Annotated in this window: 22 protein-coding genes; 17 read left to right on the forward strand and 5 right to left on the reverse strand. The window is 41.9% G+C overall.

What is annotated here, in order from left to right; all coding sequences use genetic code 11:
• Nucleotides 1-6 precede the first annotated feature (6 nt).
• From IEY67_RS22350 to IEY67_RS22375, 6 genes are read left to right on the forward strand one after another with little or no spacing between them, the layout of a single operon-like run.
• A complete protein-coding gene (locus IEY67_RS22350; RefSeq protein ID WP_183672427.1) occupies nucleotides 7-2,862 on the forward strand; it encodes a glycoside hydrolase family 2 protein in 2,856 nt (951 codons plus the stop codon).
• Nucleotides 2,863-2,892: 30 nt separating this feature from the next.
• Nucleotides 2,893-3,450: a glucose-6-phosphate isomerase family protein gene (locus tag IEY67_RS22355; protein ID WP_122375286.1), complete on the forward strand. Its 558-nt coding sequence runs from the start codon at nucleotides 2,893-2,895 to the stop codon at nucleotides 3,448-3,450.
• A 5-nt stretch (nucleotides 3,451-3,455) separates the two neighbouring features.
• Complete coding sequence (locus IEY67_RS22360) at nucleotides 3,456-4,424, forward strand: ROK family protein (protein ID WP_183672428.1); 969 nt, start codon at nucleotides 3,456-3,458, stop codon at nucleotides 4,422-4,424.
• Nucleotides 4,405-5,232 carry a glucose-6-phosphate isomerase family protein gene (locus IEY67_RS22365; protein ID WP_122352072.1) on the forward strand — a complete coding sequence of 276 codons (828 nt, stop codon included), beginning with the start codon at nucleotides 4,405-4,407 and terminating at the stop codon, nucleotides 5,230-5,232. The genes IEY67_RS22360 and IEY67_RS22365 overlap by 20 nt, the downstream gene beginning before the upstream one ends.
• 27 nt (nucleotides 5,233-5,259) lie before the next feature.
• The gene (locus IEY67_RS22370; protein ID WP_183672429.1) at nucleotides 5,260-6,690 is read left to right on the forward strand and encodes a sugar porter family MFS transporter; all 1,431 of its coding nucleotides are present in this window, start codon (nucleotides 5,260-5,262) and stop codon (nucleotides 6,688-6,690) included.
• A 37-nt stretch (nucleotides 6,691-6,727) separates the two neighbouring features.
• Nucleotides 6,728-7,306: a sugar O-acetyltransferase gene (locus IEY67_RS22375; protein ID WP_183672430.1), complete on the forward strand. Its 579-nt coding sequence runs from the start codon at nucleotides 6,728-6,730 to the stop codon at nucleotides 7,304-7,306.
• 81 nt (nucleotides 7,307-7,387) lie between these two features.
• On the opposite strand, the gene guaA (IEY67_RS22380) is transcribed toward IEY67_RS22375, so the two are convergent.
• Together guaA (IEY67_RS22380) and guaA (IEY67_RS22385) are read right to left on the reverse strand one after the other, a co-directional pair.
• Nucleotides 7,388-8,695, reverse strand: a complete 1,308-nt coding sequence (guaA, locus tag IEY67_RS22380; RefSeq protein ID WP_183672431.1) for a glutamine-hydrolyzing GMP synthase — start codon at nucleotides 8,693-8,695, stop codon at nucleotides 7,388-7,390.
• Between the two features lie 50 nt (nucleotides 8,696-8,745).
• Entirely contained in the window at nucleotides 8,746-10,266 is a 1,521-nt protein-coding gene (guaA, locus tag IEY67_RS22385) for a glutamine-hydrolyzing GMP synthase (protein ID WP_122352076.1), read from the reverse strand.
• Nucleotides 10,267-10,665: 399 nt separating this feature from the next.
• On the opposite strand from guaA (IEY67_RS22385), the gene IEY67_RS22390 reads away from it, so the two are divergent.
• The 7 genes from IEY67_RS22390 to IEY67_RS22420 all read left to right on the forward strand — a co-directional run bounded on the left by IEY67_RS22390 (nucleotide 10,666) and on the right by IEY67_RS22420 (nucleotide 18,201).
• Nucleotides 10,666-11,571 (forward strand): DUF8429 coiled-coil domain-containing protein, encoded by a 906-nt coding sequence (locus tag IEY67_RS22390; protein WP_122352350.1) that lies wholly within the window; start codon nucleotides 10,666-10,668, stop codon nucleotides 11,569-11,571.
• 2 nt (nucleotides 11,572-11,573) lie between these two features.
• The gene (locus IEY67_RS22395; protein ID WP_122352077.1) at nucleotides 11,574-12,167 is read left to right on the forward strand and encodes a Crp/Fnr family transcriptional regulator; all 594 of its coding nucleotides are present in this window, start codon (nucleotides 11,574-11,576) and stop codon (nucleotides 12,165-12,167) included.
• A gap of 193 nt (nucleotides 12,168-12,360) precedes the next feature.
• The gene (locus IEY67_RS22400; protein ID WP_183672432.1) at nucleotides 12,361-13,752 is read left to right on the forward strand and encodes a TolC family protein; all 1,392 of its coding nucleotides are present in this window, start codon (nucleotides 12,361-12,363) and stop codon (nucleotides 13,750-13,752) included.
• 21 nt (nucleotides 13,753-13,773) lie between these two features.
• Nucleotides 13,774-14,787 (forward strand): HlyD family secretion protein, encoded by a 1,014-nt coding sequence (locus IEY67_RS22405; RefSeq protein WP_122375293.1) that lies wholly within the window; start codon nucleotides 13,774-13,776, stop codon nucleotides 14,785-14,787.
• Complete coding sequence (locus IEY67_RS22410) at nucleotides 14,784-15,962, forward strand: ABC transporter permease (RefSeq protein WP_122352080.1); 1,179 nt, start codon at nucleotides 14,784-14,786, stop codon at nucleotides 15,960-15,962. The genes IEY67_RS22405 and IEY67_RS22410 overlap by 4 nt, the downstream gene beginning before the upstream one ends.
• An 11-nt stretch (nucleotides 15,963-15,973) precedes the next feature.
• A complete protein-coding gene (locus IEY67_RS22415) occupies nucleotides 15,974-17,224 on the forward strand; it encodes an ABC transporter permease (protein ID WP_183672433.1) in 1,251 nt (416 codons plus the stop codon).
• A 104-nt stretch (nucleotides 17,225-17,328) separates the two neighbouring features.
• Nucleotides 17,329-18,201: a sugar phosphate isomerase/epimerase family protein gene (locus IEY67_RS22420; RefSeq protein ID WP_122352082.1), complete on the forward strand. Its 873-nt coding sequence runs from the start codon at nucleotides 17,329-17,331 to the stop codon at nucleotides 18,199-18,201.
• 93 nt (nucleotides 18,202-18,294) lie between these two features.
• Here IEY67_RS22420 and IEY67_RS22425 read toward each other — a convergent pair whose 3' ends face one another.
• On the reverse strand, nucleotides 18,295-19,035 hold the full coding sequence (locus tag IEY67_RS22425) for an inorganic diphosphatase (RefSeq protein WP_183672485.1): 741 nt from the start codon (nucleotides 19,033-19,035) through the stop codon (nucleotides 18,295-18,297).
• A gap of 122 nt (nucleotides 19,036-19,157) precedes the next feature.
• Between IEY67_RS22425 and IEY67_RS22430 the strand changes: the two genes are divergently transcribed.
• The 4 genes from IEY67_RS22430 to IEY67_RS22445 all read left to right on the forward strand — a co-directional run bounded on the left by IEY67_RS22430 (nucleotide 19,158) and on the right by IEY67_RS22445 (nucleotide 23,159).
• Nucleotides 19,158-19,763: a hypothetical protein gene (locus IEY67_RS22430; RefSeq protein ID WP_183672434.1), complete on the forward strand. Its 606-nt coding sequence runs from the start codon at nucleotides 19,158-19,160 to the stop codon at nucleotides 19,761-19,763.
• A gap of 336 nt (nucleotides 19,764-20,099) precedes the next feature.
• On the forward strand, nucleotides 20,100-20,348 hold the full coding sequence (locus IEY67_RS22435; protein ID WP_183672435.1) for a hypothetical protein: 249 nt from the start codon (nucleotides 20,100-20,102) through the stop codon (nucleotides 20,346-20,348).
• A gap of 137 nt (nucleotides 20,349-20,485) precedes the next feature.
• A complete protein-coding gene (locus IEY67_RS22440) occupies nucleotides 20,486-22,006 on the forward strand; it encodes a CsgG/HfaB family protein (protein ID WP_147382548.1) in 1,521 nt (506 codons plus the stop codon).
• A 13-nt stretch (nucleotides 22,007-22,019) separates the two neighbouring features.
• On the forward strand, nucleotides 22,020-23,159 hold the full coding sequence (locus IEY67_RS22445) for a hypothetical protein (RefSeq protein ID WP_183672436.1): 1,140 nt from the start codon (nucleotides 22,020-22,022) through the stop codon (nucleotides 23,157-23,159).
• A 120-nt stretch (nucleotides 23,160-23,279) separates the two neighbouring features.
• On the opposite strand, the gene IEY67_RS22450 is transcribed toward IEY67_RS22445, so the two are convergent.
• Nucleotides 23,280-24,623: a glucose-6-phosphate isomerase gene (locus tag IEY67_RS22450; protein WP_183672437.1), complete on the reverse strand. Its 1,344-nt coding sequence runs from the start codon at nucleotides 24,621-24,623 to the stop codon at nucleotides 23,280-23,282.
• 2 nt (nucleotides 24,624-24,625) lie between these two features.
• Nucleotides 24,626-25,621 (reverse strand): NAD(P)H-dependent glycerol-3-phosphate dehydrogenase, encoded by a 996-nt coding sequence (locus IEY67_RS22455; RefSeq protein ID WP_122352095.1) that lies wholly within the window; start codon nucleotides 25,619-25,621, stop codon nucleotides 24,626-24,628.
• Nucleotides 25,622-25,627: the final 6 nt, after the last annotated feature.

Consider the following 25,627-nt stretch of genomic DNA (forward strand, 5'->3'; position numbering starts at 1 on the left):
AAAGATATGACAAAGGTATATTGGTTAAGCCTACTCTTTTTCTTGATGATGGGAGAGTTGGTCACAGGACAAAGTAAATTGAATTTTGGCAGAAGCGTCAGGCAACAGCCAAATGAGCTCCCTCGTTCAAAAGCCGGGAAAAATATATTGGAAAGGAAAGCTTATCAGGCTATACCCGGACAATTACAAAAAGATGAAGAAGGTAATTACCTGTTTTCCGGTGGCTGGGAAATGATTGAAGGATACAAGTTAGCAGGAAAAGGTATGTCTTTGTGGGATACCGGCACCAATTCTTCCGAATGGTATAATGCTGTGGTACCGGGAACGGTTCTTACGACATTAGTAGAACAGTCCGTATATCCGGATCCTTATTATGGCTTGAATAATTTACTTATACCAGATACGCTTTGCCGTATGGATTGGTGGTACCGGATATCTTTTGAAACGCCGCAGGAGATGGAGGAAACGAACTGCCGGCTTTTGTTGAATGGCATTAATTATAAAGCTGAAGTCTGGTTAAATGGCTACCGGCTGGGGACTATGAACGGCGCTTTTAAGAGAGGTCTTTTCTCAGTGGGGAGTTTACTGAACAGGCAGGGAATAAACACATTGGCTGTTCATATTTTTCCTCCCGATAATCCGGGAATCCCCTTTGAAGAAACTAAGGAATGGTTCGGAGGAAACGGAGGTGCTCTTTGCCTGGATGGCCCTACTTTTATTTCATCGGAAGGATGGGATTGGATACCGGGTATCCGGGATAGAAATATAGGTATATGGCAGGATGTGAAACTGATGCGGGGGGGAGATGTCTGGATGGAAGACCCTCAGGTCATAACAGATTTGCCATTGCCTGATACTACTTATGCCGATATTAAAATAAAAACACGGTTGGTTAATACGACAGAGGAGGTAAAAACTGTTTCAGTGAATGGAAAAATTGACCATATTACCTTTTCTCAGAAAGTCGTATTGAAACCGTCTGAACAGAAAGAAATTTGTTTTACGCCGGAACAATTCGAACAACTCTGTATCCATAATCCTGCTTTATGGTGGCCGAACGGTTACGGTGCACAGCCTTTATATACATTGACTATGACTGTGACTCAGGATGATCAGGTGCAACAAAAAAAAGAAATCCGTTTTGGCATTCGGGAGTTTTCCTATGAGTTAATGGCACAGTCTGCCGAAAAAAAGAATATTCGTTTTCAATATAGCCCCACGGATATAGAAGAAACCGGAAAACCTTTGTTTGACTATAAAAAACGTGTGACAGTTGAAAATACTAGCTTCCCCCAGGTCATTATTCCTTCATTAACAGATGGTGCGATAAAATATCTCCGGGAAGAAACAACACAACCGGAAAATCCTTTTCTGACTATTTGTGTCAATGGAAAACCTATTTTTTGCCGGGGTGGAAATTGGGGTATGGATGATGGAATGAAACGAGTGACTCGTGAACGCCTGGAACCTTATTTCCGTTTGCATAAAGAAGCGAATTTTACAATGGTACGGAACTGGACAGGGGAATCTACAGAAGAATTATTTTATACTCTCTGTGATGAATATGGTTTGCTTGTATGGAATGACTTTTCCATCTCAACCCAGGATTATAACCTGGAACCTCTCGATGATGAATTATTCCTAGCTAATGCACAGGATATTGTTCTTCGTTTCCGTAATCATCCGTCCATTGCCGTATGGTGTCCGCGAAATGAAGGATATGCCCCGGAAATCTTGGAAGATGGTTTTCAGAGAATAATAAGTACGATGGACGGGACCCGCCACTATCATGGTAATTCAAGGGATTTAAACCTTTGTTCAAGTGGCCCCTGGCATTATATCGATAATCAATTGGAATATCTGACCAAGAAAGCCGATGGCTTCAGTACAGAACTGGGAGCGCCCTCCGTGCCGACAGCGGAAACTCTTCGCAAATTTATACCGGCAGAAGATTTATGGCCTATTGGCGATGTCTGGTATTATCATGATTTGCATTATGAAAGTTTTGATTGGAAGAATTATATCCGCGATATAGATCGGTTAGGAGCAGAGCCGTCCCGCGATGCAGATGAATTTTGTTCACGAGCTCAATTTATTAATTATAACCTGTATCGTAACATGTTTGAGACCTGGAATCAGAAAATGTGGAATTATGCCAGTGGCTTATTGCTGTGGATGAGTCATCCGGCATGGCCTAGTGTGATTTGGCAGACTTATTCATTCGATTATGAAACGCATGGTTCTTTTTATGGGGCAAAGAAAGCATGTGAACCGGTACATATCCAGTGGAATTCAGTAAACAGGAAATTGCAGGTAATCAATACCACACTTAAAGAACTCCCGGGAACAAAGGCTTTTTTCAGAATATATGATCTGAAAGGAAAGAAGTTATATGAAAGAAATAGTTTAGTAAACTTAGCAGCGAACAAGTTGACCGATTGTATGGAAGTCGCGTTCCCCCCGGAAATAAAAGATGTATCCCTTGTTCGTCTTCAGTTATTCGACCGGAGAGGAAAGATGCTTTCTGAAAATGACTATTGGATCAACCCTGTTTCGCCGTCTGATTTTTCAGTTTTGCAAAAAGGAGGAAAATCACAGCTTCGTATCAAACAGACTGTTCGTAAGACGGAAGAAGGAAAAGTCGTGGTTCAGGCAGATATCAGGAATAATTCGAAACAGATAGCAACGGGAATTAAAGTGAATGTTCGGGAGAAGGAATCCGGAAAGTCTTTATTACCAGTATATGTTTCTGACGGTTATTTCAATTTATTACCAGGCGAAGAGAAACGTATCTATATGGAAACTCCCGAGGGGCAGGCCGACAAAGCATTTTATTTATCGGCTGATGAATGGATCAGATAAAGATAAAAATCAATGTAAAAAATAAGGATTATGAGAACAAATAGAATTTTTATACCCGAAGTCTTTTTTACCAACAATTGCCTTACTGGGGAAGATGTGATAAAATCGACTCGTGTACTGGGTGAATTGGATGGGATATTTGGAGACAGACAGGCATTTGATGGAATGGATAAAGATCAGGTCATTTATCAGGTCAGTAGTTATCTCCCGGTTTTAGAGAATACACCCGGTGGTCTGTTTATGGGGATTACTACCCTTTATCCGGGGAAGGTCGGCTCTGAATTTTTTATGACAAAGGGCCATTTTCACTCAAATAGCGATCGGGCAGAATTTTATTGGGGAGTGGAAGGTGAAGGTATGCTGATTTTGATGAATGAACAGAGAGAGGTATGGGCTGAACGGATATTCCCCGGTAGTTTGCATTACATACCCGGAAAAGTAGCTCATCGGGTGGCTAATACAGGATATCAGAAGTTAGTGTTTTCTGCTTGTTGGCCTTCTGATGCCGGGCATGATTATGCAACAATCTCTGCTGCCGGGTTTGCACAGCGTTTGATAGATGTAAACGGAGTACCTACTTTAGTTTAAAGGATATGATTAAATATACTGTTGGAATAGATTTAGGAGGAACCTTTATAAAGATCGGATTGATCCAGTCCGGTCAAGTTTTGAATTTTATAATTCTGCCTGCTTATTCGGAAAAGGGGCTTCGAAGTAATTTACCTAAAATAAAAGAAGCGGTTAATGCTTTGTTACATGACAGTAAAATCCGGACTTCCGATCTGGTGGGGATTAGTCTGGCTTTTCCTGGGATTGTCGATGTGAAACATTGCCAGGTGCTTGCCACCAATGAGAAATATAATGACGCCTGTGAATTGAATCTCCGGCTATGGTGTGAGTTGAACTGGGGGGTTCCTTTTTATATGGACAATGATACCCGGATGGCAACTGTTGGTGAATGGGTTTGTGGAGCGGCACGAGGATTGGACAATGTGGTAATGATGACAATAGGAACCGGAATAGGAACCGGAGTCGTTTTGGATGGTCGTGTTTTGTACGGTGAACATTATCAGGCAGGTTCGTTAGGCGGTCATTTCGTGATCGACTATAAGGGACGTAAATGTAGCTGTGGAAATGTGGGGTGTGTGGAAGCACTTTCTTCGTCATTTTTCCTGTCTTCTATTATAAAAGAAAACCCAAAACTATCCGCTGCTTTTCGGGAAAAAGCGGATAGCTATGATTTTGAAGAAATTTTTAATTTGGCCTCTAGCGGCGACATCGATGCTTTGATCGTAAGGAACGAATGTATGGACGTATGGAGTGCTGCTATTGTTACTTATATACATGCATATGATCCTCAGGTGATTGTGCTGGGAGGGGGCGTAATGAAGAGCAAAGATGTTATATTACCTTATATCTGCGAACGGGTCGGACGACTGGCATGGTGCCCTACGGAGAATGTGAAAATTGTGGCATCGGAACTGGGGGATAATGCAGCTGTACTGGCGGCGGAATATAGTTTTACCAATCAAAGAAGGAAGAATGAAATCTTATCTGCATGAAGATAAACCGGGTGTTTCTCCGGTTATTAATGTATTTGATCCGGGACTCGATATCGGTTTGATCGAAGAGCCTATGGGCTTTTCCTACGGTCCGGGTATTTTTGGCCCTCAGGTAGAGAGACGAAAGTTGAAAGACATTTCAAAAAGTTTGATGGACCCCGACTGTGCCGGGCCTGATATAGTCTATTCTATTGCAATGGATGTAGGTAAAATAAAACATAAAGAACTATTGAATTCGATGCATTTGCTGTACGGTGTCGTAACCTATGCTACCGGAAAGCTGGGGATAGAGCCTATCCGGAGTCAGGGACATATCCATAAAGTTTCTTCTTTCAGTAACTGGTCTACTCCTGAGGTGTATGAGATATGGTCCGGTGAAGCAATTATTTATATGCAGGAATATGCAGAAGATAATCCGGGGCGTTGTTTTGCAGTTTATGCCAATCCGGGTGATGTAGTTATTGTTCCTCCTTATTGGGCACATGCGACTATCAGTGCCAATCCGGATAAACCGCTTACTTTTGGTGCCTGGTGCGATCGGGAATATGGTTTCGTTTATGAGGGGGTAAGAAAACATAACGGAATAGCCTGGTATCCGGTTTTTGATGAATTGAATGAGATTCAATGGTTGGAGAATCCAGCCTATCAACCGTCGGAACTGATATGTAAGTCTCCTGCCGATTATTTGGAATTAGGGATAAAAAAAGATAAATCTATTTATTGTACATTTGAAGAAGATCCGGAGACTTTTTTATTTGTTCCTTCTCCACAAATAAAAGAGGAATATTGGAGACGATTTATTCCATAAAGGGATTTTATATATAATTTGAATACCATGAAAACAGAGCATAATAAGATGTTGATTTATATCATAGCGATGATTGCGGCGACTGGAGGTTTACTTTTCGGCTTTGATACGGGTGTGATTTCGGGAGCCATTCCATTTTTTCAGAAGGATTTTGGAATAGACAATAATATGATAGAACTGATTACGTCGGCAGGTTTGCTGGGGGCAATCTTAGGTGCTTTGTTTTGTGGTAGGTTGACAGACCGTTTAGGACGTAAAAAAGTAATTTTAGCCTCTGCCGTAATCTTTGCTGTAGGGGCAATTTGGTCCGGAGTTGCGGTTGATGCCTGGAATTTGGTTCTGGCTCGTCTTTTTCTGGGAATAGCGATTGGGGTTTCTTCTTTTGCCGTCCCTTTGTATATTGCAGAAATTTCGCCAGCCAAAGTGAGGGGAATGCTTGTTTCAATGTTTCAGTTGATGGTTACAATTGGGGTTTTGGTTTCTTATTTATCAGATTTATATTTTGCAGATGAAGGTGATATGTCTTGTTGGAGACCAATGTTCTATGTGGGAGTTATTCCAGCCTGTATATTGCTTGTGGGTATGATCTTTATGCCTGAGACTCCCCGTTGGCTGATGTCGAAGGGAAGGCATAGCGAAAGTATCCGTATTTTGAAAAGAATAGAAGGAGAAGAGCAGGCAAAGGATTCTTTTCAACAGATGCAAGAGGAAATAAAAAGAAGCGAAACAGAAAAATCCGGATGGAAAGAACTTTTGCAACCTTGGTTGAGAACCCCTCTGATCATCTGTATAGGGATTATGTTCTTTCAGCAGTTTGTCGGGATCAATACAGTGATCTATTATAGTCCTAAGATCTTTCTGATGGCAGGTTTTGACGGGACTGTTGCGGCAATTTGGGCTTCTGTCGGAGTTGGGGTGGTCAATGTTATTTTCACGGTTGTATCTGTTTATTTTGTAGATCGCTTGGGAAGAAGAAAGCTTTATTTTATCGGATTGTCAGGGATTGTCGTATCTCTTTTAATCCTGGGGTTATGCTTTGTTTTTGTAAATCAGTTGGGCGATTCGGTAAAATGGGTGGCTATTTTGCTTATATTCTGTTATGTCGCTTTTTTTGCGATCAGTATAGGTCCTTTAGGCTGGCTTATTATTTCAGAAATATTCCCTTTGAAATTACGTGGGTTAGGAGCTTCTCTCGGCTCGCTGTCTGTTTGGCTTTTCAATAGCATCGTTTCATTTACTTTCTTTAAAATTGTAAAAGCATTGACAATACCCGGAAAAGAAATAATACTGGATGGTGAAAATCTGGGGAATCCGGCAGGTGCTTTTTGGTTTTATGGAGGAGTTGCTTTTCTTGCGTTGATTTGGGGGTATTTCTATGTTCCGGAAACAAAAGGTGTTTCACTGGAACAAATTGAAAATTTCTGGCGGAAAAGAGAAAGTCCTCGTAAGCTGAAATAAATCTCCTATATTTGCGGAGAACATAAAGATGTAAATAATGACTGAAAAGGAAAAATGCCGTCTGGGGTTGTTGTATGATGCCAATTATGATACAGAGATATTGGCTGACCGTGAAAAGGCGAAAGAGTTACTTTACGATTACAATCGCCTGCGCCCTTCACAACAAACAGAAAAGGCAGAGTTGTTAAAGCTCTTATTGGGTAAAACAGGTGATAGTCTGATTATTGAGCCCCCTTTTGCCTGCGACTACGGATATAATATCGAAGTAGGAGAGAATTTCTATGCGAATGTGAACCTGGTTATTCTGGACGGGGCAAAAGTCTGTATCGGCGATAATGCCTTTATTGCCCCGAATGTTGGTATTTATACGGCTGGGCATCCATTGGATGTGGAACAGAGGAACCGGGGACTTGAATATGCCCGTCCGGTAACGATCGGTCATAATGTGTGGATCGGTGCGGGAGTCTCTGTCTTACCGGGAGTGACTATCGGCGATAATGCTGTCATCGGTGCCGGAAGTGTAGTGACGAAAGATATTCCGTCGAATGTACTGGCTGTCGGTAATCCTTGTCGGGTAATAAAAGAGATAAAGCAGGGAGAGTCCGGTTGTCAATAAGGGATGTTCTATTCTGAAATATAATAAAGCCCGGTTCAGATTTCAAGACCGGGCTTTATTGTTATAGGATGTTTGTATCGATTATTCCCACTCGATAGTTGCATTCGGTTTTGGGGACATATCGTAGCAAACGCGGTTTACGTTTTTCACCTCTTTCAGTATACGGTCCGTGATCTTCATCAGGATAGGCCAGTCAACCGGTTCGATTGTTGCAGTCATAGCATCTACGGTGTTGACAGCACGGATGATAACAGGCCAGTCGAAGGAACGGGCATTATCACGTACACCTACTGATTTGAAATCAGGTACAACAGTAAAATACTGCCATACTTTCTTGTCTAAACCGGCAAGCTGGAACTCTTCACGCAAAATCGCATCGGCTTCACGAACAGCTTCCAGTCTATCACGAGTGATAGCCCCTAAACAACGTACACCTAAGCCAGGACCAGGGAACGGCTGACGGAAAACCATTTCGTACGGCAAGCCCAGTTCCAGACCGCAAGCACGAACTTCGTCTTTGAATAACTGACGCAGCGGTTCAACCAGTTCGAATTGTAAATCTTCAGGCAGACCACCTACATTATGGTGAGACTTCACCATCTTGGCTGTCTTTGTTCCGCTTTCCACGATATCCGGATAAATAGTACCTTGAGCCAGATAATCTATGCCGTCCAGTTTGCGTGCTTCTTCTTCGAATACGCGGATAAATTCGCCGCCGATAATCTTACGTTTTTCTTCAGGATCGGCAACGCCTGCCAGTTTATCCAGAAAACGATCGGTTACGTCTTTATATATCAGGTTTGCCTTCAGCTGATTTTTGAATACTTCAACTACATCTTCCGATTCACCTTTACGCATCAAACCGTGGTTTACATGTACGCAAACGAGTTTATTCCCGATAGCTTTCAGAAGCAGTGCGGCAACAACCGAACTGTCAACTCCGCCCGATAAGGCCAATAATACTTTTTTATCACCAACCTGACGTCTGACAAGTTCAATCTGGTCATTGACAAAGTTTGTCATATTCCAGTTGGCTTCCGCTTTGCAAGTATCGAAAACAAAAGATTTGACAGCTTTCTTGATCCCTTCTATATCATCGGTAAATTCATCCAATTTAACTTCGCATAAAGCTTTGTCGTGACCGGCAGCCATGACAGGAATGCCCATAGAATAAATAGCCGGGTCTACATCGATAGCAACGCCGTCGATCACATGGTTAGGACCACCGTTGATGATGATACCTTTTACGTTCGGGAGAGCTTTCAATTCCCCGACAGTGATGTCGTGAGGATAAATTTCACTATAAACTCCCAATGCACGGATAGCTCTTGCCAATACCGTATTTTCATGACTTCCCAGGTCTAAAATAACGATCATATCTTGTTTCATCGTATTCCTCCTAAAATTATTAAGTTGATTAGATTATCCTTCTGTTGATTTTATTCCCACTCGATTGTTGCTGGTGGTTTGGAACTGATGTCATACACAACGCGGTTTACACCTTTTACCTTATTGATGATTTCGTTGGATACTTTAGCCAGAAAATCGTAAGGTAATTGTGCCCAGTCGGCTGTCATGGCATCGGTTGATGTTACGGCACGCAAAGCAACGGTATTTTCATAGGTACGTTCGTCACCCATTACTCCGACCGACTGGATCGGGAGCAGGATTACTCCGGCCTGCCAGATCTTGTCGTAAAGACCCCATTCGCGCATCAGTGACATATAAATATCGTCGGCATCCTGCAGGATACGTACTTTTTCAGGTGTTATATCACCTAAAATACGGATACCCAAACCCGGACCGGGGAACGGATGGCGTTTGATCAGGTGCGGCTGCATACCCATCTCGATACCGACACGGCGGACTTCATCTTTGAAAAGGAGACGAAGCGGTTCCACCAGCTTCAGTTTCATGGTATCCGGCAGGCCGCCTACGTTGTGATGGCTTTTGATCACGGTACCAGTAATGGATAAAGACTCGATTACGTCCGGATAGATTGTGCCTTGTCCCAGCCATTTGATATCTTTTAGTTTATGGGCTTCTTCGTCGAATACATCGATAAAACCTTTACCGATGATCTTACGTTTCTGTTCCGGCTCGGTCACTCCGGCCAGCGCTTTATAGAATTTCTCTTTTGCATTTACCCCGATCACATTCAATCCCAAATGCTCGTAATCTTTCATCACGTTCTCAAACTCGTTCTTGCGCAACAAGCCGTGATCGACGAAGATACAAGTGAGGTTTTTACCGATTGCCTTGTTCAGCAATACGGCTGTAACGGAAGAATCCACACCGCCCGATAAGGCAAGGATCACTTTGTCGTCACCCAACTGCTCTTTCAGTTCAGCAACAGTCGATTCGATGAAAGAGGCTGGAGTCCAGTCTTTGGCACATCCGCAGATATTCAGGAAATTATCCAGTAATTTGGTTCCGTCTGTAGAGTGGAATACTTCCGGATGGAATTGTACTCCCCATGTCTGTTCGCCTTCCACATGATAAGCTGCAGCCTTCACATCGTCCGTGCTGGCTATAACCTTAAAGTGATCAGGTAATACGGTAATTGTATCTCCATGTGACATCCATATCTGGGAACCCGTATCGATGCCTTTCAGCAGAGGATCTTCATTGTTGATATACGATAGATTCGCACGTCCATACTCGCGGGAGTTGGCCGGTTCTACATTGCCTCCGGATGTGTAAGCCAGAAACTGAGCCCCATAACAAATACCTAAAACCGGATACTTGCCACGAATTTCACTCAAGTCAGCCTTAAAAGCATTTTCGTCGTAAACGGAGTAAGGACTTCCTGAAAGGATCACACCTTTCACATCTGTAGCATCATGCGGGAATTTGTTGTAGGGAATGATCTCGCAATACATGTTTAATTCTCTGACCCTGCGGCCAATCAATTGCGTTGTTTGCGAGCCGAAATCAAGAATAATAAGTTTCTCGTGCATGCAGTGTTATTATTTAATTGAGTGCGGCAAAGGTAGTAATTTTATTTAGAAAATCTGTACAGCGCTTGCTGTATATATAGGGAATCGATAGGGGAATTTCAATATATTTTTTATGATTTCACATAAGTTTTATTGCTGTGAAGCAGAATTTCCATGCGGGTGGGGATTTTTCCCCACTTAGATGGGTAATAATCCCCACCCGTATGGGGAAATAATCTGCTGCTATAAATAGCACAGGAAAACCCAATAGAATGAATAGTTCTTCCGGACGGAGCTAAAACCGTTTCATATTTGTTGAAAGAATGGTTAAGTTCTTAAAAAATGTATAAACGGTCAGGATATGTTTTAATACATCTGATTAAACATTACCTTTGTACGTTCATTTTTAGAAGGAACCGTATGGATACAGAAAAGAAAGAAGCAAAAGAAATAAATAAGCTCTCATTATTGATCATGGCAGTGGTCATTTTGATATTGATTATCGCTGGTGCCGCTTACTATATTTATCAGCAAAAGCAGCAGATGACTGACTTGGTCGAGGCTTATGATCTGGATAAGCAAACGCTTGAAGACGAGTTCAATGAACTCTCTATGCAATATGAGGGTTACCAATTCAAAGTCGGTAATGACTCATTGATGAGTCTGTTATCTACGGAGCAGGCGAAAGTTCAGCGTTTGATGGAAGAGCTTCGCACGGTGAAAGCGACAAATACCAAGGAAATAGCCCGTTTGAAGAAAGAACTGGAAACGCTTCGTAAGATCATGCGTAATTATGTTGTGCAGATCGACTCTTTGAACAGAGCGAATGAACAATTGCAGGTAGAGAAAAAAGAAGCCGTTCAAAAATATCAGCGTGCCACTTCACAGGCTGCAACCTTGAAGAAAGAGAAAGAGAAGCTATCCGAACGCGTTACGTTGGCAAGCCGCCTGGATGCTACAGGTATAACGGTTACTCCGGTCAATTCGCGTGGAAAGCTGGCGAAGAAGATCAAACGGATGGAACGTTTCGTTGTGGACTTCCGTATTGCGAAAAATATTACTGCTCCCGTTGGAGAGAAGACTGTTTATGTACGTATCCTGAAACCGGACGACGACGTGCTGGTAAAGAGCCGTGCCGATGTTTTTCCTTTTGAAGGAAAAGATATCAACTATTCCATGAAGAAGCTGATCGAATACGATGGAGAAGAATATCCGGTTACGATGTACTGGGATATTGAAGAGTTCCTGTCTCCGGGAACTTACCGGGTCGATATATTTATTGATGGTAACCATATCGGAAAGAAAAGCTTTACGTTGGAAGATTAACGATGGAGACAGATTGCCACTTAGCAAAACTTTTAGCGGATCTTCCGGAATCTCTGGCCCGTGACGAGGTTTTTGTAGGCGAACTCAGTAATATCACAAAAGTGATTGCTGTCGATAAAGGAGACTATCTGCTCCGCACCGGCGAAATATGCCAGGATGCCTATTTTATCAATAAAGGACTGTTCATTAATTTATATGTAAGTGAAAAGGGGGATGAATGCGTAACCGGCTTTTCATCTGACTATCTGTATCCTTTCCTGTCTGCTATCGGGTATTTTACTCAGGCGCCTTCCGAGTTCGAGATCAAGGCGCTGGAATCCGGTGAACTGTTACGGTTGTCACGTACTCATATCGAAGACTTGTCCTTGCGTTATCCGTTATTTGCATCGTACTACCAGAATGCGATGCTGACTATTATATCAAAACTTTACTCCATGTTCGCCATCCGTCAGTCCTGTACGGCTGAAGAATTTATCAAATATCTTTATAATCACTACATGTGGATCATGCAACGTGTCCCCGACAAGTATATTGCTCAGTATATGGGGATCAGTAATGCATGGTACTGCAAGCTGAAAAAGCGCATCTTTAATTGAATTAATTCAATTTTATATTTAAAGTAAACCAGTACTTTTGCATCGGAAAGTCGTACTTTTGTTTGTGTACGAAGATTATAGGTTTATCGAATATAAACAATAGGAGATAACCAGTTGTTTTTTATTATGAATAAGGGTGATAAATTGTTTTAGTGGTTAAAATAAAATCTCCGGATGAAAAAACAATAAAAAGATGAAACGGATTATCGTATTAGTAGGATTGTTGGTCTGGTCTGGTTATGCTAATTCCCAACAGACATTGACATTGGAAGAATGTCGAAACTTAGCTATTCAGAATAATAAGGAATTGCAAATGTCCGGCGAAAAGGTAAAGGCGGCGAATGAAGAAAAGAAGGCAGCTTTTACCAAATATTTCCCGCAACTTTCCGCGATGGGAGGTTATATGTGGAATCAGAAAGATATCAATCTGCTGGACATGGATGCTTTGAGTGCCAAACTCGGTTCTGCCTTGGGGCCGATTGCCCAACTTCCTGTTTTCGGACAATTGATGGGAGGAGTAGATGAGATGCAGCATCTGGATGTACAGAATATCTGGGTAGGAGGTGTTTCGCTGGTTCAACCCGTCTTCATGGGGGGGAAGATCGCATCCTATAATCAAATTACCAAATATGCGCGTGAGTTGGCTGAGTCGATGAACGACCTCCAATTGCAGGAAGTCATTTATAAAACCGACGAAACGTACTGGCAAGTGATCTCTTTGGTCAATAAAAAGAAGTTGGCGGATGCCTATGTCGGACTGCTCCGTAAAATGGATAGCGATGTGACTGCCATGATTACAGAAGGTGTTGCCACACAGGCGGATGGCCTTTCTGTGAAGGTGAAGCTGAATGAGGCGGAAATGGCACAGACAAAAGTGGATAACGGACTCGCCTTGTCACGTATGTTGCTGGCCCAAATTTGCGGATTGCCTCTCGACGAGCCATTGGCACTGGCGGATGAAAATATAGAGAACTTCCCTGTACATTCCAATGATGCCGTAGCGAATGTGAATGAAGCCTTTGCCAATCGCGATGAACTGAAAAGCCTGGAACTGGCAACAAAGATCTATCAGAAAAAAGAACGCATCGTTTTAGCGGATATGTTGCCCAATGTCGCTCTGTCGGCAAATTATCTGGTAACGAACCCGAATGCATTCAACGGCTTTAAAAATGAATTTGCCGGAATGTTCAATGTCGGTGTAATGGTAAAAGTACCCCTGTCCGGTTGGTGGGAAGGCAGTTACAAACGGAATGCCGCTCGTGCCGAAACACGTATCCAGATGTTACAACTAATGGAAGCGCGTGAGAAGGTGGAATTGCAAGTGAACCAATCCGTCTATAAGGTGAATGAAGCCAATAAGAAACTGACGGCTTCTTCCCGTAACATGGAAAATGCGGAAGAGAACCTTCGTCATGCCAATCTGGGCTTTGAAGAAGGTGTTATTCCGGCACTGAATCTGATGGAAGCGCAAACCGCCTGGGTTTCGGCACGCTCCAGCCTGATCGATGCCCAGATAGAGGTGAAATTAACGGAAGTTTACCTGTCGAAAGCAATGGGTAATCTCTCGGTAGACAAACAGAAGTAATAACAATAAAAATATACAAAGATGAACGAGAATAAAAAGTTTTCGATCAGCAACATGATGTTGGCATTTATCACGGTATTGGTCGTGATCGGATTAGTCGCATTGACCGGTTTCTTTTTGCTTACTCCTCCTGATGATATTATTATGGGGCAGGCTGAAGCCAATCAGGTCCGTATTTCCGGGAAAGTTCCCGGACGGATCGAATCATATCGTTTTGACGAAGGAGATAAAGTAAAAGCCGGTGATACACTGGTTTATCTGAATACGCCGGAGGTGCTGGCAAAATTGCAACAGGCGGAAGCTGCTCAGAAAGCGGCTGAAGCGCAGAATGCCAAAGCAATCAAAGGAGCCCGTGCACAGGAAATAGCCGGAGCTTATGAAATGTGGCAGAAAGCACAGGCCGGTCTTGAAATAGCAAAGAAATCGTATACCCGTGTTCAGAATCTGTATGAAAAAGGCGTTATGTCTGCCCAGAAAAGAGATGAAGCGGAAGCGAATTATAAGGCGATGGTAGCCACGGAGAAAGCGGCAAAGTCACAGTATGATATGGCAATGGACGGTGCCCGTTCGGAAGACAAAGCAGCGGCTGCCGCCCTGGTTCAGCAGGCTGGCGGTGCTGTAGCCGAAGTGGAGTCTTATCTGAAAGAGTCGGCTTTGGTTTCACCGATTGACGGTGAAGTATCCGAACGTTTCCCACAAGTGGGAGAGTTGGTCGGAACCGGTGCGCCGATCATGAATATTACAGACCTGAACGATATGTGGGTGTCATTCAGTGTGCGTGAAGATCTGTTGAAAGATATCAAGATCGGATCGGAACTGAATGCTTTTATACCGGCACTCGACAATAAGCCTGTAAAACTGAAAGTATATTATATGAAAGATATGGGATCGTATGCTGCCTGGAAAGCGACAAAGACAACCGGACAGTTCGACTCTAAGACTTTCGAAGTGCGTGCACGTCCGCAGGAGAAAATCGCTGATCTGCGTCCCGGCATGTCTGTTGTAATGAAGAAAAAAGGAAACGAAATATTATGACCCTGAAGCAGAGTTTACATAGTATCTGGAATGTAGCGAAGCGGGAGATACACCGGCTGACATCGAAGCCGATCTATTTCTTCTGTATGCTGATCGCTCCGGTTCTCTGTGTCGTCTTCTTCCTGTCACTGATGCAGGAGGGGTTGCCAACCAATTTGCCGATCGCAGTGGTCGACATGGATGGTTCTGCCACTTCCCGCAACCTGATCCGGCAGCTGGATGCTTTTGAGCAGACAGAGGTTGTTTATAAGACTGCAACATTCGATGATGCACGCCGGGAAATGCAAAAAGGAAATGTATATGGAATTTTCTATATACCGAAAGATTTTGCCGTGGAAGCGACTACGGGAAAACAACCGACGTTGTCTTTTTATACGAACGGAACTTATCTGATTGCTGCTTCCCTGCTTTTCAGGGATATGAAGACAATGTCTGTTCTGGCGGGTGCTTCAGTCGGTTTGCAGACTGGACTGGCGAAAGGATATACGACCGACCAGATCATGGGGCAACTTCAACCTGTGGTTGTAGATACACATGCGCTCGGTAATCCCTGGCTGAACTATTCCGTTTACCTGAATAATACGATTTTGCCGGGTGTGCTCCAGTTGATGATCTTCTTGGTGACGGTTTTCAGTATCGGAACGGAACTGAAATACTCGACAGCCCGTCAATGGCTACAGACCGGAGGCAACTCGTTTACATTAAGTCTGTTGGGGAAACTTTTGCCGCAAACGGTTATTTTCACGGTAATAGCTTTATTGTGCTGTTCCGCTCTATATGGTTTTAATGCGTTCCCGTTGAATAGCGGATGGATGCCTATGATCGTTGCTTTGTTCCTGCTGGTCATTGCCTCGCAGGCTGTAGGTGTATTTATGATCGGGGCATTGCCGACTTTACGTCTGGGACTGAGTTTTGCCAGTTTGTTCGGTATGATCGCTTTTTCAATTGTCGGCTTTTCCTTTCCGGTTCTGGGTATGGACCCGACATTGCAGGCTTTGAGTACCTTATTTCCCCTTCGTCATTATTTCCTGATCTATGTGGATCAGGCATTGAATGGGAGAGACCTGTTTTATTCATGGACTGAGTATGCCTGGTTGATCGGTTTTCTGATCTTGCCGTTCCTGATCGGAAAACATCTCAAAAATGCATTGCTGTACTTTAAGTATATTCCGTAAAACTGAAAGTAATGAAAAGAGAACATCGTTTACGATATATAATCAAAGAAGGCATTCAGGATACCTTTTTTATCTGGAAAGACGAGCTGAAGAACGTCTTCAAAGACTCGGGAGTAATGATCTTTTTCTTCCTGGTTCCGTTCGTCTATCCGCTATTGTATGCCTTTATTTACAATAACGAAGTGGTGCATGATGCCAAGATGGTAGTGGTGGACCAATCGGACTCGTATCTGAGCCGCGAATATATCCGTAAGGTGGATGCGACGGCCGATGTGAAGGTGGTTGCCGTATGTGCGGATATGGAAGAAGCAAAGCGGATGCTGGATGAGAAGAAGGCATACGGGATATTGTATTTTCCCAGTGAGTTCAGTAAAAATATACATAAAGGAAAGCAGGCGACCGTTTCGCTTTATTGCGATATGAGTGCTTTGTTGTTTTATAAAGCGTTCCTGTTGGCTACCACCGAAGTCTCACTTGAGATAGGAAAGGAGTTACGGGCACAGAACAACCCGTCGTCGACGATAGAACAGGAGAAGATTACGATCAACCCTATTCCGTATGAATCGGTCGCTTTATTTAATTCGCAGAACGGGTTTGCCAGTTTCCTTGTACCGGCTATCCTGATTCTGGTTATCCAGCAGACACTGATTCTGGGAATTGGTATGTTGGGAGGAACGGCGCGGGAGAAAAATCGTTTTCACAGCCTGGTCCCTATCAGCCGTCATTTTAACGGGACATTACGTATCGTATTCGGAAAATCGCTTACCTATATATTATTATATGTGGTCGTTTGTATCTGGGCATTGGCGGTGGTCCCGAAATTATTCTCATTGCCGCAGGTAGGGGAACCGTGGACTGTCATGCTGTTTGTTTTGCCTTATTTGTTTGCTTCTATCTTTTTATCTATGACATTATCCGGTTTCATGACAAGCCGCGAATCGCCGATGCTGGTATTTGTATTTACCTCGGTGATCCTGTTGTTTATTTCCGGTGTGTCCTGGCCCAAGGAAGCGATTCCTCCGTTCTGGAAAGCAATAGGTTATTTGTTTCCATCCACGCCTGGAATACAAGGGTTTATCCGTATCAATACGGCAGGAGCCACATTGAATGAAGTAGCTCACGAATACCGTACGCTTTGGGTGCAGGCTGGAGTCTATTTTATTACTTCCTGTATGATTTACAGGTATCAGATTATGCGCAGCCGGAAACTGATAATAAAACAATATCGATACATGAAGATGCAACGAATGATGCATAGATAATCAAAAGTGGTCTTTTTGATGGATTTTAACGAAATAATGTTAGAATCCATCAAATATAGTCTTACTTTTGTACAGATTCTCAATCAAACTTAATTTTTAGTACTATGCAGAACAGACGTAACTTTTTGAAGCAAGCTTCATTGTTGCTTGCAGGAGGTTTAGTTGCACCTCAGTTATTATCTTCTTGTGCCGAAAAATCGAAGAAACATATCGGTTTACAGTTGTATTCTTTAAGAGACCTTGTAAAAGACGAAGGTATTCAGAAGGTTTTGGAAACAGCTTCCAAAATAGGATATACAAATCTGGAAACAGCCGGTTATGACAATGGTAAGATTTATGGTATGGCCCCGGCCGAATTCAAGAAAATGTGTAATGATCTTGGTATGAAGTGTACAAGTGCCCATCTGGGACAAGCTTTTACCAAAGAAAAGGAAGCAGAAGTAATGAGTTGGTGGGATCAGGCGATCGATGCTCATAACGAACTCGGCGTAAAATATATGGTTCAGCCCTGGATGCCGGTCAATGATGAAACGACATTGGATGACCTGAAGATGTATTGCGATTATTTCAATACGGTTGGTTATAAGACTGCAGCTGCCAGTATCGCTTTCGGGTATCATAACCATAACTTCGAATTCCGTAAAATTGGCGATCAGTTGATCTACGACTTCCTGTTGGATAACGTAAGTCCGAATCATGTATTCTTCCAGATGGACGTTTATTGGGTGAAAGAAGGCGGTGCCGACCCTGTTGCTTATCTGAAAGCTCGCCCCAGCCAGTTCAAGACTATCCATATTAAGGATGACAAGGAAATTGGTGCCAGCGGCAAGATCGATTTCAAACCGATTTTCGACCAGATGTATGCTAATAACGTAAAAGACTGGTATGTTGAAGTTGAACAATATACCAATAACGATCCGGTAGCTAGTTGCCAGGAAAGTTTCGACTTCCTGAACAATGCGGATTTTGTGAAATAAATAATTTACGAATATTCATTCGTTATGAAAGCGATGTTTATCGGTGATTATCCGGTGAACATCGCTTTTTTGTTTTGAAAATAATTGTCTGTGCTAATTGCCCGATTTCTTAATACATTCCATAATATTATTCCAATCCTTTGCCAGACTTGTCATATCCGGATACAACAGGTCTGCCCCCGCATCCAGCAATACTTTATCCGGCAGCGGTCCTGTATTGACTGCAATCGTAAAAATACCGGCAGCGACACCGGCTTCTACCCCCATCGGGGCATTCTCTACGACAAAAGCTTCATTGGCCTTTACTCCGGCTTTCTCCAGTCCCATCAGGTAAGGTTCAGGATGAGGCTTTCCGTATTTTACATCAAAGGCCGTTACCATCTTCTCACGTGTGAAATATCCCGGATAAGTATGTTCCAGCTTATTGATAAGGCTATGTTGTCCGGAACCGGTAACGACTAACGTCTGTAAGCCCGCGTTTTTAACTGCAGCCAGGACATCTGCTGCCCCAGTCATCGCTTTCCCGTCATTGTACCGGTTGAAAAACGTTGCTTTCTCTTCGTATATTTCTTTCTTTTCTTTCTCGGTCGCATCGCGCTGGAAAGTACGTTGGTATAGTTCGTTGATAGTACTGTCTCCGGTACGTCCTTCATACATGTAAAAGTCTTCTTCTACAGCCTGCAGGTGATGGTTCATAGCTGTTTCATGCCAGGCACGGGCATGAAAACGCATAGAGTCGTATAAGACACCATCCATATCGAAAAGTACAGCTTTGGGAGAGAGGCAATTCTGCTTAGTCTTTAGCAGATAACGGTTGATAGCTTCTTGTATCATTCTGTTCATATTCTTATATATATCTTTGCAAAGTTACGAAATTTCTTATTCTTATTTCCTATCTTTGATGTGAACAACCCGTAAAAACAGGGTGCGGTAATAACGATTAAAAACTGATGAGTATGAAGAAGAGTTTACTATTGTTATCGATGATGCTGTTTGCTTTCTGTTTTCAGAGCAAAGCTCAGGACTGGATGGATCTGCAGCATGAAGTTTCTTTGAGTTACGGTGGTCTGCCGGTAGTCGACTTGTTACATCATTATGAGAATTATTTCGACCCATCGACTGAATCGGTCAATTTGTATGATGATAAAGGCAAGTTCGGAGCACTGAATATCAGCTATATCTTTTATCCTGATGAGGATTGGGGAATTGGATTGGTATATTCTTATACAAATAGCGACAAGCGTATTATTGCGAATGAAAAGATTGTCGGAGACTTCGTAAGTTCTTTCCACTCCATCTGTCCTTCTTTTAAGTATAATTGGTATAACTACAACTTTGTCACGTTATATTCACGTTTGAATGCAGGTGTCGCTATTGCTACGGCCAAAGCCTCTTTTATCAACGAAGAGAACCGTCCGGATGAAGAAACAAAGGTGAAAGCATTCTTCATGTATCAGGTTTCCCCGATCGGTATTGAACTGGGACGGCAGATAGCCGGATTTGTCGAAGTCGGTTTCGGTCATATGGGTACTGCGATGGCTGGAATACGGTATAGAATGTAAAAAATATAGTATTTGATAAATTTAATTTATTTCCGTTTAATAGTATCGGATTTGGTAGGCTAGTTAAGTCGTACTATAAAATAGCCGTTGATATATCGCGAAAGGCGTATATTAACGGCTTTTAATTTTGAACAGAGTTCGATTAGAACTCTGTTAATGTTGCCGTAAAACTAATGAATAAATCTAAATAAATACCCTGTTTGACTTAAAAATAACTGTCAAACGATGATTTTTATTCCAAGGGGGAGACCTAAATTGATTTTTTTGTATATCAAGATTACTAAAGGCTGCAAAAAAAGAATGAGTTCTAATCGAACTCATTCAAAATTTAGTAATATGGCATCAGAAGAACTGAAAATGTGCAATATCACAGGAAAACTCATACCTAACAAATTGATCGAAAGAGAAGATGATTTCACATTAAATGTAATTTATTTAGCAAACAGGAAAGTTAAATGTCTTTGTATGTTTTTTGCTAAGAGTAACGGTCAGTTTATCCCATCAGAATTGGGGAGTGCTTACAAGGGTATAGAAACTCAAGCTTTAACAGAACTCTATTCTTTATTCTGTTTGGAAATAGAATAAATTGGTATATGATGACTGTATAGAATTGGCCCTGATATAAATTCTCTGAGTATCCCGACCAAATCTGACTTTTGATATTATTTTATGAGATAGTAGTTCTTCCTTTAGTAGTCAAATTTATTATAATTCAGAAAGATATGAAAAGAGTATATTTTTATTTATTGTTAGTCTTATTGTTTAATTGCACTTTCATCTGTGCCCAAAAAAACAAAGGATATATTATTAATATTGAAGGAGAAAAGATTTATGTAGACCTGACTTCTCCGGTAATAAGTGTAGGTGATGAATTAGGCGTTTATGTAGCCGGAGGTTATATGACTCATCCTGTTACTAAGCAAAGAGTCAAAAAAGCAGATGAACTAATTTGTAAAATGGTGATCAGTAGTATATATGCTGATTATTCAATAGCTCTAGCACATGATCCGTCTTCTCTTAATAAAATAAAAGCAGGTCAGGTAGTACAGCTAATAGAAAAGGCAACAAAGAAAATCGATAATAGTTCCCCTGTTACATTATCTGTTTCTTCAAACTCAGATATGTCGGCCTACAAAAAAAATCCTGCGAATAGTAATACGAGTATGGAAAATGATGATAGGATAGCTGTTGTTATTGCACCGGCAGAAATAAATGATGTTGTCAATTCTGGTCATTTTGGAGGTTATGTTGCTGATGTCTTAATGGAGCAATTATTAATGAATAATAAAGTTCGATTATTGGATCGTAGTGTTTTGAATGCGCAATTGGACGAAGTGGATCTTGCGGGTAATGCAATTGATCCTTCGACTGCAATTCAAAGGGGGAAGATTGTAGGAGCACGTTATATAATCCAGGTTACGATGCAAAAGCCTGATGTTGTGAATATTCGTACGGGAATACCTTTGGCTTCTGTTATGGGAGCTATAGGGATGGCAACTGGTAAGAATGTTGGTGCCCAATATGCCTCAAATATGCAAATGGGTAACTTGAAAGCTGCTGTAAACATAAGTACACGTGTAGTGGATTTACAAACAGGAGAAGTCCTTTTTATGACAAGTGGGACTGGAAAAGCACAAGGTAAAGCTCAATTGGCTCTAGAATATGGTGCATTAGGAGGAGCCGAAATCAATGGAGGGGCAGATGGATTCAAACAAACAATAACAGGGAAGGCTATCCAGAAAGCCTTTTTGATAATTGGGCGTAATCTGGATCAGTTTTTTAGTGGAGATATAGATAAAAAGGTCGTTGGTAGTGCTGGTGGTTTTGGTAATTATGGTCAAAATCTGGCATCTCGTGGTTCTAAGCTGTATCTGGGAACAGAGGCTTTGGACAAAGATGGCATACAGATGCTTTTTACAGATCGTCAGGATCTATTTTTTAGATATAAAAGTGCTAAAAAAACAAAAGCCTGGGGATTTGGTATTTTAACTGTAGGTATTGCAGGTGGAGCTGTAGCAGGTGCTGTGGCTGGATTGTCAGATACTGAAGGGACAACGGTCGGTTGTGTTATTGGAGGATGCGTTTTAGTAGGGATAACAGGTTTAACTTTATGTTGTATTTCATCCAATCGATCAATAAAGAATATAGTGAAAGACTATAATAGATCTCAGGAGAAAACTGCTGACTGGCATCTGGATTTTACAACAAGTGGAAATGGGTTAGGGATTCGATTAATATTTTAATGTTATAAAAAGGATGAGAAAAACAATTATTCTGATGCTCTTAGCCATTTTTATTGTAATGGCAAAAGCTCAACAAGTCATTCAAGGGTATATTATCAGCATTGAAGATAATAAAGTCTATTTGGATGTTACTTCTCCTAAAGTTGTAGTAGGCGATGTTCTTTCTGTATATTCAGACGCCGGATATATAATCCATCCGGTCACCAAAAAGAAAATAAAAAAAGAAGGAAGTATTATTGCCGACTTGGAAATAATAGAGGTTAATAATGACTATTCTGTTGCAACTATTTACCCAGAGGATGCGATCAAAAAATTAAAACTAGGAATGACTGCTCAAATGCCGGAGTTGACTCAGGAAATGAAAGAGGCGATAGAAAAAGAGCAAGAAGCAGAGTTGGCAAATGAGGCCGAACTTGTATTCGATAATCCGGAGAATTTCACTACAGCCGAACAGGTTATACAATGGCACTTAAAGTCGACAGGTTTGGATAAGATGGCTGCGAATCCACCTCGAAGTTACCTGATAGAAACGAAGGCAACAACAATAAACAAAAAAGGTAAGACGGTATCAGTCACTCATATTACTCGTATAGTGGATATTATGTCTTCAAGTGTTTACACAAAAGCGGATGTTACGTTAGTTGTAGCATTGAAAAACTTGGAAGTATCATCTTCTTCTGTTGTAAGTAATGGTATTGGTTGGCTTAAAGAAGGGAAGAAAAAAGCTAAACCGCTTGATAATTATAGAATAAAAGAAATAATAAGAGGAATAGATATAATAAAGGATTTCACTTGTAAAGGTTATACTTGTACATTATACGGTGATTTGGTAGTAGATGGAAAGTCCTGTTTTGAGTTGGTGTTTAGTAATAATGTCAAAAGCTGTATTGACAAGAATACAGGATTAATAGTAGCCAAAAGTAGTGTAGGTGAATTTAGGAAGATAGGGATACTAAGCACGAAAGTAGAGAAGAGTCTTGCGATGGAGAAAGTCATTGCTTATCGCCAATTTGGAGATTATATGCTACCATCCATGACGCAAACAGAATTAGATAATGGATTTCTTGTAAAGACTGAAATACTTCAATTTGTGTCCAATTATCCGGTCAAAGATTCCCAATTTACAAAAGAAGCACTGAGTGGTATAAAATAAAAAAGATATTTAGTGAACTGTCCGCTAATAGGCTGAGTTTTTAAATGTTAAGATAATAAGGTGAAAGTAGGAAGTATCGTAACTCCGACTTTCACCTTTTATTTAACTTATAACTATCTATTACAGCTTTTTGCGGATCTCTTCGCTCTCTTTTTCATATCCCGGCTTGTTCAGCAACGCGAACATGTTCTTTTTGTAAGCTTCAACGCCCGGCTGGTCGAATGGGTTGACTCCCAGCATATAACCGCTGATGCCACAACCTTTTTCGAAGAAATAGAACAACTGGCCGATATAATACGCATTTACTTCCGGCATAGTGATCTTGATGTTAGGAACACCACCGTCGACATGTGCCAGCTGAGTACCCAGTTCTGCCATTTTATTTACTTCGTCCACTCGTTTTCCGGCAAGGAAGTTCAATCCGTCCAGATTCGCTTCGTCAGTCGGAACTTCTACCTTATGAGAAGGAGTTTCAACAGAGATAACAGTTTCGAAGATCGTACGTTCGCCATCCTGTATCCACTGCCCCATAGAGTGCAGGTCGGTTGTCAGGTCGACAGATGCAGGGAAAATACCTTTACCGTCTTTACCTTCGCTTTCGCCGTATAACTGTTTCCACCATTCAGCGATGTAATGCAATTTCGGATGGAAGTTTGCCAGGATTTCGATCTTCTTGCCACTCTTATATAATTCGTTACGTGTAGCAGCGTAGATTGCAGAAATATTTTCATTGAAAGGAACGTTCATTCCAGTCGCTTTTTCCATAGATACAGCACCGGCAACCAGGTCACGGATACTGATACCAGCAACAGCGATAGGCAACAAACCGACCGGAGTCAGTACAGAGAAACGTCCGCCCACATTATCAGGGATAATGAATGTCTTATAACCTTCCTGATCTGCTAAAGTACGCAGGGCACCTCTTTTAGCATCAGTAATAGCAACGATACGATGTTTAGCTTCTTCTTTACCGACAGCATCTTCCAGTTGTTTTTTCAACATTCGGAATGCAAGAGCAGGTTCTGTTGTCGTACCAGATTTGGAGATGTTGATCAGACCGAACTGTTTTCCCTTCAGGATCTCACACAGTTCATACAGGTAATCTTCACCAATATTTTGTCCGGCATACAGGATAACCGGGTTCTTACGATCAGATTGCAACCAATCGAAGCTATTGTTCAATGCTTCAACAACCGCCTTTGTTCCGAGGTAACTTCCGCCGATACCGATAGCAACAACAACTTCACATTTTGAACGAAGCACATTGGCTGTGTTCTCGATGTCTGTCAATTCTGCATCCGTGATAGAAGAGGGGAGGTTTAACCAGCCTAAAAAGTCGTTACCGGCTCCGTTCCCATTATGTAAAGTGGCAATACATTCGTTTGCCTTAGCTTCCTGTGCATAGATCTGTTCTTTTGTAACAGTGCCCAGTGCTTTGTCGATGTTAATACTGATGTTTTTCATACCTATTTAAATGTTTCTGTCAACTGCCGTATAACGGTAGTCGGCGATTTTCTTTCATATAAAATATCGTATAAGGCATCCAGGATCGGCATGTTTACCTTATATTTTTCATTTATTTCATGAATACACTTGGTTCCGTAATATCCTTCGGCGATCATTTCCATTTCCAGTTGGGCGATCTTCACTGAATATCCCTTTCCGATCATGGTGCCGAATGTACGGTTACGGCTGAAACGGGAATAAGCTGTTACCAACAGGTCTCCCAGATAAACAGAATCGGTTACGTCGCGTTCCAGGCTGTGCACGGAATTCAGGAAATTGCGCATTTCTTCGATCGCATTGCAAATAAATACAGCCAGGAAATTATCGCCATATTTCATCCCGTGACAAATACCGGCAACGATTGCATATACATTCTTTAGAACAGAAGCATATTCTATTCCTCTAACATCTTTGCAGCAATAGTTGTTTAAGTACGGATTCTGAAATACGTGTGCGACAGCCCGGGCATTCTCTATATTGGAGCAGGCCAATGTTATGTAGGAAAGCCGTTCGAGTGCGATTTCTTCCGCATGACACGGACCGCCTATTACAGCAATATTTTCCGTCGGAACATTGTAATATTCCGTGAAATAATCTGCAATCAACATATTCTCGTCCGGGACGATTCCCTTGATGGCAGAGATGATGAATTTGTCATTCAACGGAGTGGTGACTTTCATCAGATGCTGTTTCAGGAAAGGAGAAGGGGTTGCAAAGATCAGTGTATCGGAATCTTTAACAACTTCGTTTATATCTGTATAAAAGTTTATTTTATCTGTATCGAACTTTACAGCCGACAAATAACTGGGGTTATGTCCGGTTTTTATAAAGTCGTCAACCTGGTCCTGCCGACGCATATACCAGTTAATACTATCCTGTGTAGAAAGAACAATCTTGGCTAAGGCGGTAGCCCAGCTACCACCTCCCATTATTGCAATTTTACCGGGTAATTTCATGGCATT

This window comes from Parabacteroides faecis (assembly GCF_014647375.1).
GTDB classification, from domain to species: Bacteria; Bacteroidota; Bacteroidia; order Bacteroidales; family Tannerellaceae; genus Parabacteroides; species Parabacteroides faecis.